Annotated in this window: 13 protein-coding genes; 9 read left to right on the top strand and 4 right to left on the bottom strand. The window is 69.2% G+C overall.

What is annotated here, in order from left to right:
• The 4 genes from SY91_RS01760 to SY91_RS01745 all read left to right on the top strand — a co-directional run bounded on the left by SY91_RS01760 (nt 1) and on the right by SY91_RS01745 (nt 4,913).
• Nucleotides 1-1,953 carry a lytic transglycosylase domain-containing protein gene (locus tag SY91_RS01760; protein ID WP_023476348.1) on the top strand — a complete coding sequence of 651 codons (1,953 nt, stop codon included), beginning with the start codon at nt 1-3 and terminating at the stop codon, nt 1,951-1,953.
• A gap of 50 nt (nt 1,954-2,003) precedes the next feature.
• Nucleotides 2,004-2,963 (top strand): complex I NDUFA9 subunit family protein, encoded by a 960-nt coding sequence (locus SY91_RS01755; RefSeq protein ID WP_043887607.1) that lies wholly within the window; start codon nt 2,004-2,006, stop codon nt 2,961-2,963.
• A 64-nt stretch (nt 2,964-3,027) separates the two neighbouring features.
• Nucleotides 3,028-3,675: a glutathione S-transferase family protein gene (locus tag SY91_RS01750; RefSeq protein ID WP_043887606.1), complete on the top strand. Its 648-nt coding sequence runs from the start codon at nt 3,028-3,030 to the stop codon at nt 3,673-3,675.
• The gene (locus SY91_RS01745; protein WP_023476347.1) at nt 3,672-4,913 is read left to right on the top strand and encodes a multifunctional CCA addition/repair protein; all 1,242 of its coding nucleotides are present in this window, start codon (nt 3,672-3,674) and stop codon (nt 4,911-4,913) included. Before SY91_RS01750 ends, SY91_RS01745 begins: the two co-directional genes overlap by 4 nt.
• Nucleotides 4,914-4,994: 81 nt before the next feature.
• Here the strand turns inward: SY91_RS01745 and SY91_RS01740 are convergent, their stop codons facing one another.
• Nucleotides 4,995-5,774, bottom strand: coding sequence for a helix-turn-helix domain-containing protein (locus SY91_RS01740; protein WP_043887605.1), 780 nt, complete (start codon nt 5,772-5,774; stop codon nt 4,995-4,997).
• Nucleotides 5,775-6,150: 376 nt separating this feature from the next.
• On the opposite strand from SY91_RS01740, the gene SY91_RS01735 reads away from it, so the two are divergent.
• Complete coding sequence (locus tag SY91_RS01735) at nt 6,151-8,001, top strand: M24 family metallopeptidase (protein WP_023476344.1); 1,851 nt, start codon at nt 6,151-6,153, stop codon at nt 7,999-8,001.
• A gap of 58 nt (nt 8,002-8,059) precedes the next feature.
• On the opposite strand, the gene SY91_RS01730 is transcribed toward SY91_RS01735, so the two are convergent.
• The 3 genes from SY91_RS01730 to flgA form a co-directional block, all read right to left on the bottom strand.
• Complete coding sequence (locus SY91_RS01730; protein WP_006477557.1) at nt 8,060-8,500, bottom strand: flagella synthesis protein FlgN; 441 nt, start codon at nt 8,498-8,500, stop codon at nt 8,060-8,062.
• 76 nt (nt 8,501-8,576) lie between these two features.
• On the bottom strand, nt 8,577-8,906 hold the full coding sequence (gene flgM / locus SY91_RS01725; RefSeq protein WP_023476342.1) for a flagellar biosynthesis anti-sigma factor FlgM: 330 nt from the start codon (nt 8,904-8,906) through the stop codon (nt 8,577-8,579).
• Between the two features lie 117 nt (nt 8,907-9,023).
• A complete protein-coding gene (gene flgA / locus SY91_RS01720) occupies nt 9,024-10,262 on the bottom strand; it encodes a flagellar basal body P-ring formation chaperone FlgA (RefSeq protein WP_185921035.1) in 1,239 nt (412 codons plus the stop codon).
• A gap of 204 nt (nt 10,263-10,466) precedes the next feature.
• Between flgA and flgB the strand changes: the two genes are divergently transcribed.
• The 4 genes from flgB to flgE are packed head-to-tail and all read left to right on the top strand — an operon-like array spanning nt 10,467 to nt 13,507.
• On the top strand, nt 10,467-10,955 hold the full coding sequence (flgB, locus tag SY91_RS01715; protein ID WP_185921034.1) for a flagellar basal body rod protein FlgB: 489 nt from the start codon (nt 10,467-10,469) through the stop codon (nt 10,953-10,955).
• A 51-nt stretch (nt 10,956-11,006) separates the two neighbouring features.
• Nucleotides 11,007-11,432, top strand: coding sequence for a flagellar basal body rod protein FlgC (flgC, locus tag SY91_RS01710; RefSeq protein ID WP_006485701.1), 426 nt, complete (start codon nt 11,007-11,009; stop codon nt 11,430-11,432).
• 59 nt (nt 11,433-11,491) lie between these two features.
• Complete coding sequence (flgD, locus tag SY91_RS01705) at nt 11,492-12,238, top strand: flagellar hook assembly protein FlgD (protein WP_006477561.1); 747 nt, start codon at nt 11,492-11,494, stop codon at nt 12,236-12,238.
• A gap of 27 nt (nt 12,239-12,265) precedes the next feature.
• A complete protein-coding gene (gene flgE, locus SY91_RS01700; RefSeq protein WP_124478198.1) occupies nt 12,266-13,507 on the top strand; it encodes a flagellar hook protein FlgE in 1,242 nt (413 codons plus the stop codon).
• The last annotated feature ends 4 nt before the right edge of the window (nt 13,508-13,511 follow it).

Below are 13,511 nucleotides of genomic sequence, written 5' to 3'. Positions count from 1 at the left end.
ATGTCGAACAGCCTTTTCCGAGTATATCGCGCGGTCGCGCTGGCGCTTTCCGCCGCCGCGCTCGTCGCGGGCACGGCCGCATGTGCCGCACCGAACGACGACACGCTCGCCGGGGATGACCAGATCTTCGTGCAGCTTCGCGAAGCCGCACGCCGCAACGACGCCGCGAAGGCCGCGCAGCTCGCGTCGATGATCCCGAACTATCCGGTGCCGTCCTACGTCGAGTATTTCCAGATCAAGCCGCAGCTGTTCGATTCGACGGGCCGTGCGCGCGTCGATGCGCCGGACGCGCCCGTGCAGTCGTTCCTGCAGCGCTACGATGGCCAGGCGATCGCCGATCGCCTGCGCAACGACTACCTGCTCGTGCTCGGCGCGCGCCACGACTGGCGCAATTTCGACGACCAGTACAAGCGCTTCGTGCTCGACGACGACACGCAGGTCAAGTGCTATGCGCTCGAATCGCGCGCGGCGCGCAACGAGAACGTCGCCGATGCGGCGCGCGCGCTGCTCGTCGAGCCGAAGAACTACGGCGATGCGTGCGTCGACCTGATCACCGCGCTCACCGTCAACCAGCAGTTCACGAGCGACGACGTGTGGCAGCAGGCGCGCCTCGCGTACGAGCAGAACTACACGACGCTCGGCGGCAAGATCGTCGACGCGCTCGGCCCGCGCCCCGTCGGCTTCGACCAGGCGACGAGCGCGCCGCCGCTGTACCTCGCACGCGGCGTCGGGGCTGACGCCGCATCGCATCAGCTCGCGCTGATCGCGCTCGGCCGCATGGCGCGCAACGATCCGGACGCGGCCGCCGGGATGCTCACGACGGTCGCGCCGTCGCTGACCAGGCAGGAACAGGCGATCGCGTGGGGCGCGATCGGCTACCAGGGCGCGATCAAGCGCTCGCCGATGGCGTCGGTCTGGTACGCGAAATCGGCGAACGCGCCGCTGTCGAACCCGGGCTACGAATGGCGCACGCGCGCCGCGCTGCTCGCCGGCAACTGGCCGATGGTGCGCTGGTCGATCGAGCAGATGCCGCCGTCGCTGCGCAACGACCCGGCGTGGATCTACTGGCATGCGCGCGCGCTCAAGCAGAGCGGCGACACGCTGCAGGCGAACCAGGAATTCGAGCAGGTCGCGGGCCAGTTCAACTTCTACGGGCAGTTGGCCGGCGAAGAGCTCGGCCAGCGCACGACGATCCCGCCGCGCACGAAGGTGAGCGACGCCGAGATCGACGCGATGGGCAAGATCCCGGGCTTCGCGCTCGCGCAGCGCTTCTACGCGCTGAACCTGCGCCTCGAAGGCAATCGCGAATGGAACTGGCCGCTGCGCGGGATGACCGATCGCCAGCTGCTCGCGGCCGCCGAATACGGCAAGCGCGTCGAGCTGCTCGACCGCACGGTCAACACGGCCGACCGCACGAAGGCCGAGCACGACTTCACGCTGCGCTATCCGTCGCCGTACCGCACGACCGTCGAGCGCTATGCGCAGTCGACGGGCCTCGACGTCGAGTGGGCGTACGGGCTGATCCGCCAGGAATCGCGCTTCATCATCAGCGCGCGTTCGTCGGTGGGCGCGGGCGGCCTGATGCAGCTGATGCCGGCGACGGCCCAGATGGTCGCGAAGAAGCTCGGCATGGGCACGATCTCGCGGGCGCAGATGCACGACATCGACACCAACATCCAGCTCGGCACCTGGTATCTGGCGGACATCTACAACAACTTCGACAGCTCGCCGGTGCTCGCCACCGCCGGCTACAACGCGGGCCCGGGCCGGCCGCGCCAGTGGCGCCAGGTGTTGACGCAGCCGGTCGAAGGCGCGATCTTCGCGGAGACGATTCCGTTCAACGAGACGCGCGACTACGTGAAGAACGTGCTGTCGAACACCGTCTACTACGCGGCGCTCTTCGAGGGCAAACCGCAGTCGTTGAAGAAACGTCTAGGCATGATCTCGCCCTGATACACGAACTGCCGCGCGAGACGCGGCAGTGTTCTTTTGAGGCCCACATCATGGATCGCCAGACCGTCGCGCTGCTGGGCGGCACCGGCTTCATCGGCAGCCGGCTCGTCAATGCGCTGATCGACGCCGGCAAGCACGTACGGATCGGCACGCGGCGGCGCGACCACGCGCGCCACCTGCAGATGCTGCCGGTCGACATCGTCGAACTCGACGCGCTCGATACGCGCACGCTCGCACGCTTCGTCGCCGGCGCGCACGCGGCGATCAACCTGGTCGGCGTGCTGCACGGCGGCCGCGGCACGCCGTACGGGCCGGGCTTCGAGCGCGCGCACGTCGCGCTGCCGGCCGCGCTGGCGACCGCCTGCTGCGAGGTCGGCGTGCGGCGCCTGCTGCACATGAGCGCGCTCGGCGCCGATTCGCACGGCGCGAGCATGTACCAGCGCTCGAAGGGCGACGGCGAAGCCGCGCTGCATGCGGTCGCGGCCACCGATTCGCTCGCGCTGACGATCTTCCGGCCGTCGGTCGTGTTCGGCCCCGGCGACGCCTTCCTCAATACGTTCGCGAACCTGCAGCGCTCGGTCCCCGTGCTGCCGCTCGCGATGCCCGACGCGCGCTTCCAGCCGGTATTCGTCGGCGACGTCGTGCGCGCGTTCGTCAACACCCTCGATCTCGCGGGCGCGCACGGCAAGACCTACGAGCTCGGCGGCCCGACCGTCTACACGCTCGAGCAACTGGTGCGCTACTGCGGCACGCTGGTCGGCCGGCAGGCACGCATCGTGCGGCTGCCCGACGCGCTTGCGCGGCTGCAGGCGAGCGTGTTCGAATGCCTGCCGGGCGAGCCGGTGCTCACGCGTGACAATCTCGCGACGATGTCGGTGCCGAACGTGCTGTCGGGGCCGCTCGCGCCGGAACTCGGGCTCTCGCCCGCGAGTCTCGAAAGCATTGCGCCCGCGTATCTCGGCGAAGCGACGACGCGCTCGCGGTTCGACTGGTTCCGCTCGCGTCGCTAATACCCGCGGGGTGCCGCCGGTCGGCGCCTTTCTTTTCCTTTTTCGCATTTTCCGGAACCCCGTCATGAAGCTCGTCATTGGAGACAAGAACTACTCGTCGTGGTCGATGCGGCCGTGGCTGCTGCTCGCGCATTTCGGCATCCCGTTCGACGAGATCGTGGTCGAGCTGCGCCGCGACGACACGGCCGCGCGCATCCGCGAATACTCGCCGACCGGCAAGGTGCCGTGCCTCGTCGACGATCACGGCTTGGCGATCTGGGATTCGCTCGCGATCGCCGAGACGCTCGCCGAGCGCTATCCGCAATTCCCGATGTGGCCGGCCGACCCGCTCGCGCGTGCGCATGCGCGCTGCGTGTCCGCCGAGATGCATTCGGGCTTCATGGCGCTGCGCACGCAGATGGGCATGAGCATCCGCGCGTCGATGCCGGGGCGCGGCGCGACGCCCGAGGCGCTCGCCGACGTCGCGCGCATCGACGCGCTGTGGAGCGAATGCATCGAGGCATCGGGCGGGCCGTTCCTGTTCGGCGAATTCGGGATCGCCGATGCGATGTATGCGCCGGTCGTGATGCGCTTCAACACGTATGCGCCGGCGCTGTCGCCGGAGGCGGCCGGCTACGCCGCGCGCGTGACCGCGCTGCCGGCCGTGCAGCAGTGGATCGATGCCGCGCGCCGCGAAACCAACGTGATCGCCGAATACGAGCCGCAGCCATGAACATCTACGCAGTAGGCGGCGCGATCCGCGACGAATTGCTCGGCGTGCCGGTGCAGGACCGCGACTACGTGGTGGTCGGCGCGACGCCCGAGCAGATGACCGCGCAGGGTTTCCGGCCGGTCGGCAAGGATTTCCCGGTGTTCCTGCATCCGCAGACGCAGGAGGAGTACGCGCTGGCGCGCACCGAGCGCAAGACGGCGGCCGGCTATCACGGCTTCCAGTTCCACTACGCGCCGGACGTGACGCTCGACGAGGATCTCGCGCGGCGCGACCTGACGATCAACGCGATGGCGCGCGAGGTGAGCCCGGAAGGCGCGCTGGTCGGCCCGGTGATCGATCCGTTCGACGGGCAGGCCGACCTGCGTGCGCGCGTGTTCCGGCACGTGAGCGACGCATTCGTCGAGGACCCGGTGCGAATCCTGCGCACCGCGCGCTTTGCCGCGCGGTTCGCGGATTTCACGGTGGCGGACGAAACGCTCGCGCTGATGCGACGGATGGTCGATGCGGGCGAGGTCGACGCGCTCGTGCCCGAACGCGTATGGCAGGAAATCGCGCGCGGGTTGATGGAAGCGAAGCCGTCGCGGATGTTCGCCGTGCTGCGCGACTGCGGCGCGCTCGCGCGCATCCTGCCCGAGGTCGACGCGCTGTGGGGCGTACCGCAGCGCGCCGATTACCACCCGGAAGTCGATACCGGCGTGCACGTGATGATGGTCGTCGACTACGCGGCGAAGCAGGGCTATTCGCTGGCGGTGCGCTTCGCGGCGCTCACGCACGATCTCGGCAAGGGGACGACGCCCGCGGACGTGCTGCCGCGCCACGTCGGCCACGAAAGCCGCAGCGTCGAGCTGCTCAAACCGTTGTGCGAGCGGCTGCGCGTGCCGAACGAATGCCGCGACCTCGCGCTGGTGGTCGCGCGCGAGCACGGCAACCTGCATCGCGTGATGGAGATGGGCGCGGCCGCGCTGGTGCGGCTCTTCGAGCGCAGCGACGCGCTGCGCAAGCCGGCGCGCTTCGCCGAGTTGCTGCAGGCCTGCGAATCGGATGCGCGCGGCCGGCTCGGGCTCGATGCGCAGCCGTATCCGCAGGCCGAGCGGCTGCGCGTCGCGCTCGCGGCGGCGCGCAGTGTCGATGCCGGCGCGATCGCGCGCGGCATCGGCAACGATACGGAGAAGATCAAGGAAGCCGTGCATCGCGCGCGGGTTCAGGCCGTCGCGCAGGCGCTCGCGATCGGCGAGTAGTCGGCAAGTAGCAGGCAAGTAGCAGGCAAGTAGCAGGCAAGTAGCAGGCGCGGAACAGGCGCGGCCTGCGCCGGCCAGCCGTCACGATTTCTTCTTGCGCGCCGGAGTCGCGGCCGCCGCGCGTTTGCCGGCGGCGGCGCGCGGCTTCGCCGCCCCCTTCTTTTCGGCTGCGCCGGCCCTGGACGGCCGTGGCGCGGCGGCGTCGCGGTCATCCCGCTTGGACGCCGGCGCGCGCCGGCTCACGCGCGGCTCGCCGGGCTTCGACTGCCTGATTTCCGTCGTTGCGGATACGAATTCCGCACCACTGTCGTCGAACAGCGGCAGCGTGCTGACGGTGATCAGCTCGGCCGGCCCGTCGCCGACATTGGCCACGCGATGCCGCTTGCGCGCGTCGAAGTGCAGCGAGTCGCCGGGCGTCAGCGGGTAATTCTTCTTGCCGACCGTGTAGCAGATGCGGCCCGCCAGCACGTACACGAATTCGTCGCCGCCGTGCGCGACCCATTCCGACCGGTAGCCCTCCATCATCTGCACCTTCAGTGCGTTGATCTGGCTGCCGTCGAACGTGGTGGACAGCCGCTCGTACCACTGCGACGCGGCGTCGAGCGCGTACGGCTTGCGGCTGCCCTCGTGCGAATCGGGCTGCGCCTGGCGCGGCTGCTCGATCAGCGTGCCGAGCGGCACGCCCAGCGCCTTCGCGACGTTGACGAGCGACGACAGCGAGATGCCCGTCAGATGGCGCTCGACCTGCGACAGGAACCCGACCGACAGGTTCGCTTCGGTCGCCACTTCCAGCAGCGTCTTCTTCGCTTCCCGGCGCAGGCGGCGAATGCGCTGGCCGATACGCATGAGGTCTGAATCCATGAATCTCTTTCGTGGCAACGAGTCGGGGCGCGGGCAAAGGGGCCGTGCGGCCGCCCGGGGCGGCGAGGCCGGCGCATTGTACCGCGCAGCGTCGCGGGGCGAATCGGCGTTGTGCCGGAATCCGCAGGCGGCACGCCGATTTTAGTCCTACGAAAATCTTGGCTTGACCTCGATTTCGACGTGCTCTAGATTCTGTCGCGCATCAAACAAAGTTAAGTGAGACAAAAATTTTACCGAAGGCCTGCCTCTCGGCCGGCGGCGCGGCCCGGCCGCGCGTCGTGCCGCGCGTGACCTGCGCCGCAACGACGTGCCGTGCCCGGCGCGCGATGCCGCGGCACGCCGCCGGCCGCCGACAACAATGAATAACGGGCATCCGATGATCGATCGACTGAAATACAGCTTCTCCGGCCTTCCCCCGTACGACGCGTCCGTCGCCGACACGCAGGCCGGCCTGTCGCGCCTGCTCGATGCCGCGCGACTCGACGCGGTGCTGATCACGTCGCAGGACGAATACGTGACCGAGTACCTGCCGCGCGGCAACAACCCGCGCTACGCGGTGTCCGGCTTCGACGGCTCGGCCGGCTGCGGGATCTTCCTGAGCGCGGCGACCGCGCAGGCGCTCGATCTGCCGCCGTTCGTGCTGTTCGTCGACGGCCGTTATCACTTCCAGGCCGACGAGCAGTGCGATCCGGCGCGCGTGCGCGTCGAGAAGCTCGGCATGAACGTGACGATCTGGCAGGCGATGGCCGACTGGCTGCTCGCGCACGCGAGCCGGCTCGCGCGGGTCGGCTACGACGCGCGGCGGATCAGCGTCGCGCAGCGCAACCGGCTGTTCGAGCAGACGCAGGCCGCGTCGCTCGACTGGACGAGCCTCGCCGAGCGCGAGATCGACCGGGCGATCGCGCTGCCGGGCTGGAACGTCGAGCGGCCGATCTTCGAGATCCCGGCAGCGATGACCGGCCTGAGCGTCGTGCAGAACCTCGACGCGCTGAACCGCCGGCTCGCCGCGCATACCGGCGCGGCCGACGGCAAGACCGCGTTCTTCACCTGCGCGTCGGACGATCTCGCGTATCTGCTGAACAGCCGCGGCTATCACATCCCGAATGCGTCGTCGCACCTCGGCTTCCTGTTCGCGGTCGGCGGGCGGGTGGCGCTGTTCCTCCCGGAAGGCTGCGACCGCTGCGAGGTCGCGCTCGATTCGTATCCGGCGCTGCAGGTGATCCGGCGCGACGTCGCGGCGCTCGAGCGCTTCCTCGCGCAGTTCGCCGTCGAGCACGTGTGCTACGGCTTCGAATCGGTGAACTGCGCGCTCGTCGACGCGGTGAAGCGGGTGTGGCCGCACGCGCGGCATGCCGATTTCAACCCGGTCGAGGCGATGCGGGCGAGCAAGACGCCGGCGGTGCTCGGCCAGTTCCGCGACGCGTTCGCGCGCAGCTGCGCGGCGATCGCCGAGACGATGCGCTGGGCGAAGACCGGCGAGCCGGGCGTACGCCACACCGAGTACGACCTTGCGCGCAGGATCAACGACGCGTACGGCGCACGTTCGGCGGTCGCGCTGTCGTTTCCGTCGATCGCGGCGAACGGCGCGAACAGCGCGTTCGCGCATTACACGGCGGCGAGCGCCGACGTCGAGCTGACCGAAGGCGAACTCGTGCTGCTCGACAGCGGCGCGTACTACGAAGCCGGCTTCGCGACGGACTGCACGCGCGTCGTGCTGCGCCGCACGCGGCCGGACACGGTCGCGCAGCCGTGGCAGCGCGAGATCTACACGGTCGCGCTGAAGGCCTGCATCAAGGGGCTCGTCACGCGTTTTCCGGCCACCGCGACGGGCGGCGACGTCGATGCGCTGGTGCGGCAGGTGTGCCGCGACCATGGCCACGATTTCGGCCACGGCACCGGGCACGGCGTCGGGATTCACGTGCACGAGGGTGGCGTGCGGTTCGCGCCGGGCGCGACGTACGGGCTGGTGCCGAATGCGGTGATTTCGGTCGAGCCGGGCATCTACCTGCCGGGCAAGGGCGGCGTGCGGATCGAGAACATCGTGATCGTGCGGGCGGACGACGCGCAGCCCGGCACCGTGACGTTCGAGAACATCGTGACGGTGGGCTACGACTGGGACCTGATCGATCTGGATCTGCTGGACGACGCCGAGCGCGCGTACCTGCGCGACTACGAGCGGCTGTGCGTGGAACGCGGCACGCAGGTCACCGCGTGTCCGCTGTTGTAACGAAGGAGGGAAGCAGCGACGCGGCCGCCGGTCGGCCGCGCGGCGCGCCGTCAGCCGGTCAGCGCGTGAGTGCCGACACGCGTCCGTCGGGGCCGTACACGCCGGCCGGCGCGGGCGCCGAGCGCAGCACCGCGAGCGCGCGCTCGTTGTAGTCCATCCGGATCCGGATCAGCATCCCGTTGTTCGCGTTGGCCTGGCGCGCGCGTTCGGCGGCCTGTTGCAGCAGTTGCCAGCGGCTCGCGAGGCGCGCGTCGCGCTCGGCCGCCTGGTCCATGCCTTTCTTGCCGGCCGGAAAGCCGAGCGCGGAAAGCTGCGTGTCGCGCGTGCGTTCGAGCTGCGCGAGCCGGTCGATCAGTGCGCTTTTCTTCTCGACGATCCCGGGCAGCATCTCGAGCGGCTCGGCCGTCGTCAGCGCCTTTTCCTCGTAGACGAGCAGGGACGCGAACGCTTCGACCGTCGCGTGTTCGTCGTTGACCGTGGCCAGCAGCTCTTCTCTCATCGCGTCATGCTCGTCACGCCGGTGCGCGGGATGGCCGCACGCCGGCAAACCGGGTGAACCGGCCACGAGGCCGGGATTAGCTGCCCTGCGGGCGCTGCTGCTGCAGCAGTTCGCGGGCGGTGTTCAATACGCCGTCGGCAATCTTGTTCGCGTCGACCGTCAGCGTGCCGTTGTTCAGTGCGTCCTTGATCGACTGGACCAGGCCCGTGTCGATATCGGCGTCGCCCGACGCGGCTACCGAACGCAGCTGGCCGGACAGACCCGACAGGTTCACGGTCGTGTCGCCGCCGCTCGATCCTGCATCGGCTGCCTGCGCGGACGACTGGGCCGTGCCGGACGGCGCACGGGCCGCGCCGTTGCCGGTCGGCGCGAGGGGGCTCGGTTTCGGAGTGGAATCGATCTTCACGATTGGTTTCCTGTACGGTTTGACCCAGATAACGGCCGGGTCGGCCCGAACTTTAGCATCGCGAGCCCGAAATGCTCCGAATAAACAATTCTTTACATTCTTGCGGCAGATCCGTCCCTACAGCGGAATTTCCACGGTGCCGGCGTCCTTGACGATCGCTGTGACGATCTGCCCGGCCGCCATCCGCACCCGCACCGACTGGCCCGGCGCCGCATTCGCGAGCACGCTGCCTTCGGCCGAAATCGTGAAGCCGGGGCCGGCCGCGACGACCCGTACCGTCTGGCCGGCCGACACCGACGCCGCGCTCTTCAGCATGTCCTGCCGCAGCGGCAGCCCGGCCGAGATGCGCGCGAGCGCGGTCGCGCCGATCGCCTGCGCCGGATCGGTGATCACCGCGAGCGGCATGACCGTCAGGTCGCCGTCGCGCGCGACCAGGTCGGCCGCGGAGAGCGGCTCGCCGGGCGCGATCTGGCGCGCGGCGACGTAATAGGTGGCCTGCACGGCGACCTTCGCCTGCAGGTAGACGGTCCACGGCCGCTCGCCCGCGCAGCGCACGCCGACCGTCGTGCGGCCCCACAGGCGCGCGCCGGTCGGCAGGAACGGTTCGAGCGTCGTGCACGCGGCGAGCCCGCGCGGAAAGGCGGTCGTGACCGTCGCGGTGGTCTTGCCGGGCAGGCCGGCGATCTGCTGCTGCAGGAACGCGAGCGCCGCGCGCCGGATCGTTTCGGGGTCTTGCTGGCCGGGCGGCGTCGCGGGTTGGGCCGTGGGCTGGGCCGCGACGGTAGCCGGAGCCGGGCGGGCCGAAGCGGCCGCCGTGCGCGGCGCCGTTGCGGCTGATGCGGCACGAGCCGCCGCCAGGCGGGCGGCTGCGGCCGCTTGCGGCGCCGGCCGCGCGAGATTCGATGCAGGCTCGGCGGTGCCGGCGACGACCATCGCGATCGCGGCCGGGTCGGCCGCGCGCGGCGTCGCGCCGTACCCGGCGTTCGCGCGGGCGGCTGCGTAGACGGGGATCGTTGCGGGAGCCGGCGCAGCGGCCGGCGGCGGAACGCTCGTCACGACCATCTGGCTGGCCGGTTGCGCCGCGTAGTTGCTGCCGGTCGCCGCGCTCGCTGCGCCGGCCGCGCGTTGCGCGCCCGAAGCCGAAGCGACGCCCGCATTCCCGCCGAACTGCCCGCCGCTCGCCGCATTGGCGTGCGCGAGCGCGGTTTCGGCCGTCTCGCCGCGCCCCGGAATCACGATCATCCCGTCGTCCGCATGGGCGGCAGGCGCGGCGATCCACAGCGCCGCGGCGAGCGCGAACGCGCGCCGGACGTGCGTGAGCCGCCCGTTCCTGTCGCGAAGTGCGTCGCCCGTCATCGCCGTGTCCTCGATCCGTTGATCCGCTTCGCATTCTAGGGAGCCGGGGCGTCGCGCAAACGATGAATAGAGGGGGCCTTTGCCGCGTTATTCGTCCGATTGCCGGTTGCGTCCCGCGCCTACCATCGCTGTCATGGAAAAAAGCCTCTCGGGTCGCCATCCGGCGCGAGGGGCGTGCAGCGCTTCATACGGAGAGACGCACACATGCTGGACAAACTCGATGCGGAATTCGCGTTCGGCCGACAGGCGCTCGACGTGCGCGCCTACCGGCAGGAACTGCTGTCGTCGAACATCGCGAACGCCGACACGCCCGGCTACCAGGCCCGCGACGTCGATTTCGCGTCGACGCTCGCGCGCTCGCTGAAGCAGACGAGCGGCGGCCTGGCGCCGAACAACGCCGCGCAACTGCCGATGACGCAGCCGGCCGGCGTGACGAGCGGCATGTCGATGGTGTCGACGGCGCCGGGCCACATGGCCGGCACCGCGAAGCTGATCCCGACCGGCGGCCCGGCGGACGACTACGGCCGCGCGCAATACCGGATGCCGCTGCAGCCGTCGCTCGACGGCAACACGGTCGATCTCGACGTCGAGCGCGTGCAGTTCGCGAACAACGCGCTGCACTACGAAACCGGGATGACCGTGATGACCCAGCAGATCAAGGCGATGATCGCCGCGATCACGACGAACTCGTAACGAACTCGTAAGCGCCGCTTCCGAATCCGGACTCGAACACAAGGAGCCCTCATGCCTTCGTTGATGAACATCTTCGGCGTCGCCGGTTCGGCGCTGTCCGCGCAATCGCAGCGCCTGAACGTCACCGCGTCGAATCTCGCGAACGCCGACAGCGCGACCGGTCCCGACGGCAAGCCGTACAAGGCCAAGCAGGTCGTGTTCGCGACCGACCCGATGGGCGGCGCGCGCACCGCGTCCGGCCAGGGCGTGGGCGGCGTGCGCGTGACCAAGGTGATGGACGACCCGTCGCCGATGAAATCGACCTACGACCCGGCGAACCCGGCCGCCGACGCGAACGGCTACGTGCAGATGCCGAACGTCGATCCGGTGCAGGAGATGGTGAACATGATCTCGGCATCGCGCTCGTACCAGGCCAACGTCGAGACGCTGAACACCGCGAAGACGCTGATGCTCAAGACGCTGACGATCGGCTCGTAAGCCGCGCGCCGCCGACCTGACCGACCCGACACCGACAGTTCCGACAGAAGGCCAACAGGATGACTTCCTCCAACACGACGATCGGCAGCAACGGCACCAGCGTGTCGACGCTGCCGACCGACACGATGAACACCAACAACGTGTCGTCGACCAACGGCACGTCGGCGAGCGACCTGCAGGCGACGTTCCTGAAGCTGCTCGTCACGCAGCTGCAGAACCAGGACCCGACCAGCCCGGTCGACAGCTCGCAGATGACGTCGCAGCTCGCGCAGATCAACACGGTGAGCGGCATCGCGCAACTGAACACGTCGCTCACGTCGCTGTCGACGCAGCTCGCGGCCGGCCAGCAGACGCAGGCCGCGCTGCTGATCGGCACGAACGTGCTCGCGCCGGGCAACTCGGTCGCGGTGAAGAGCGGCGCGGCGTCGCCGTTCGGCGTGTCGCTCGCGAGCTCGGTGTCGAACCTGACGATCACCGTGAAGAACTCGGCGGGCGCCGTCGTGAACACGATCAACGCGGGCGCGCAGTCGGCCGGCACCGTGCCGTTCAACTGGACCCCGACCGACGCGGCCGGCAACGCGCTGCCGGACGGCACGTATACGGTCAGCGCGTCGTACACCAACAGCGCCGGCACGCCGCAGGCGGCCACGACGCTCGCGGCCGCGCAGGTGCAGAGCGTGGTCAAGCAGGCGGACGGCACCGCGGGGCTCGTGCTGTCGAACGGCACGACGGTGGGGCTCACCCAGGTTGCGTCGATCTTCCCGAACACGAAGTCGTCCTCGTCCGGCGACACCACCACCAACTGATCGAGCTTTCCCGTAACGGAGAACGAAATGGGTTATCAACAGGGTCTGAGCGGCCTCTCGGGCGCATCGAACGCGCTCGACGTGATCGGCAACAACATCGCGAACGCGAACACGGTCGGCTTCAAGTCGAGCACCGCGCAGTTCGCCGACATGTACGCGAACTCGGTCGCGACGTCGGTCAACACGCAGATCGGCATCGGCACGACGCTGAACTCGGTACAGCAGCAGTTCGGCCAGGGCACGATCAACACGACGAACTCGTCGCTCGACGTCGCGATCAACGGCAACGGCTTCTTCCAGATGTCGAACAACGGCGTGACGACGTACTCGCGCGACGGCACGTTCCAGCGCGACAAGAACGGCTACATCGTCAACGCGCAGGGCATGAACCTGATGGGTTACATGGCCGACAAGAACGGCGTGATCAACACCGCGCAGACCGTGCCGCTGCAGGCGCCGACCACCAACATCGCGCCGACCGCGACGACCAAGATCACCGGCCAGTTCAACCTGAACTCGCAGGACACGGTGCCGACCAAGACGCCGTTCAACGCGACCGACACCACGACGTACAACTACTCGACGTCGATCCAGGTGTACGACTCGCTCGGCGGTTCGCAGGCGGTCAACATGTACTTCGTGAAGTCGTCGGCCGGCACGTGGGAAGCGTACGCGGGCGTGCAGGGCGGCGCGACGAGCGATCTCGGCACGATCACGTTCGATACGTCGGGCGCGATCAAGAGCACGACGACCGGCACGCCGGCCACGCCGACCGCGTCGCTCGGCCAGTTCCAGTTCACCGTGCCGAACACCGACGGCTCGGCGACGCCGCAGAATCTCACGCTCGACCTGACCGGCACGACGCAGTACGGCGGCAAGGACGGCGTGAACAACCTCGCGCAGGACGGCTACGCGAGCGGCACGCTCACCACCTATTCGATCGGCACCGACGGCAAGCTGACCGGCAACTACTCGAACGGCCAGACCGCCGTGCTCGGCCAGATCGCGCTCGCGAACTTCAACAACCCGAACGGGCTGGTGAACCTCGGCGGCAACCAGTACGCGGAATCGGCCGCGTCGGGCGTGCCGCAGGTGTCGGCGCCGGGCAGCACGAACCACGGCACGCTGCAGGGCAGCGCGCTCGAGAACTCGAACGTCGACCTGACGTCGCAGCTCGTCAACCTGATCACCGCGCAGCGCAACTACCAGGCGAACGCGCAGACGATCAAGACGCAGCAGACCGTCGACCAGACGCTCATCAACCTGTAAGCGC

This window comes from Burkholderia cenocepacia (assembly GCF_014211915.1).
Lineage (GTDB): Bacteria > Pseudomonadota > Gammaproteobacteria > Burkholderiales > Burkholderiaceae > Burkholderia > Burkholderia orbicola.
Note: the sequence above shows the minus strand (reverse complement) of the source record. Positions and strands in the feature narration are given on the sequence as shown.

Excerpts from the sequence above, each read along its gene's own strand:
- SY91_RS01760 (WP_023476348.1), top strand. The coding sequence starts at position 1 with ATGTCGAACAGCCTTTTCCGAGTATATCGCGCGGTCGCGCTGGCGCTT.
- SY91_RS01755 (WP_043887607.1), top strand. The coding sequence starts at position 2,004 with ATGGATCGCCAGACCGTCGCGCTGCTGGGCGGCACCGGCTTCATCGGC.
- SY91_RS01750 (WP_043887606.1), top strand. The coding sequence starts at position 3,028 with ATGAAGCTCGTCATTGGAGACAAGAACTACTCGTCGTGGTCGATGCGG.
- SY91_RS01745 (WP_023476347.1), top strand. The coding sequence starts at position 3,672 with ATGAACATCTACGCAGTAGGCGGCGCGATCCGCGACGAATTGCTCGGC.
- SY91_RS01740 (WP_043887605.1), bottom strand. The coding sequence starts at position 5,774 with ATGGATTCAGACCTCATGCGTATCGGCCAGCGCATTCGCCGCCTGCGC.
- SY91_RS01735 (WP_023476344.1), top strand. The coding sequence starts at position 6,151 with ATGATCGATCGACTGAAATACAGCTTCTCCGGCCTTCCCCCGTACGAC.
- SY91_RS01730 (WP_006477557.1), bottom strand. The coding sequence starts at position 8,500 with ATGAGAGAAGAGCTGCTGGCCACGGTCAACGACGAACACGCGACGGTC.
- flgA (WP_185921035.1), bottom strand. The coding sequence starts at position 10,262 with ATGACGGGCGACGCACTTCGCGACAGGAACGGGCGGCTCACGCACGTC.
- flgB (WP_185921034.1), top strand. The coding sequence starts at position 10,467 with ATGCTGGACAAACTCGATGCGGAATTCGCGTTCGGCCGACAGGCGCTC.
- flgC (WP_006485701.1), top strand. The coding sequence starts at position 11,007 with ATGCCTTCGTTGATGAACATCTTCGGCGTCGCCGGTTCGGCGCTGTCC.
- flgD (WP_006477561.1), top strand. The coding sequence starts at position 11,492 with ATGACTTCCTCCAACACGACGATCGGCAGCAACGGCACCAGCGTGTCG.
- flgE (WP_124478198.1), top strand. The coding sequence starts at position 12,266 with ATGGGTTATCAACAGGGTCTGAGCGGCCTCTCGGGCGCATCGAACGCG.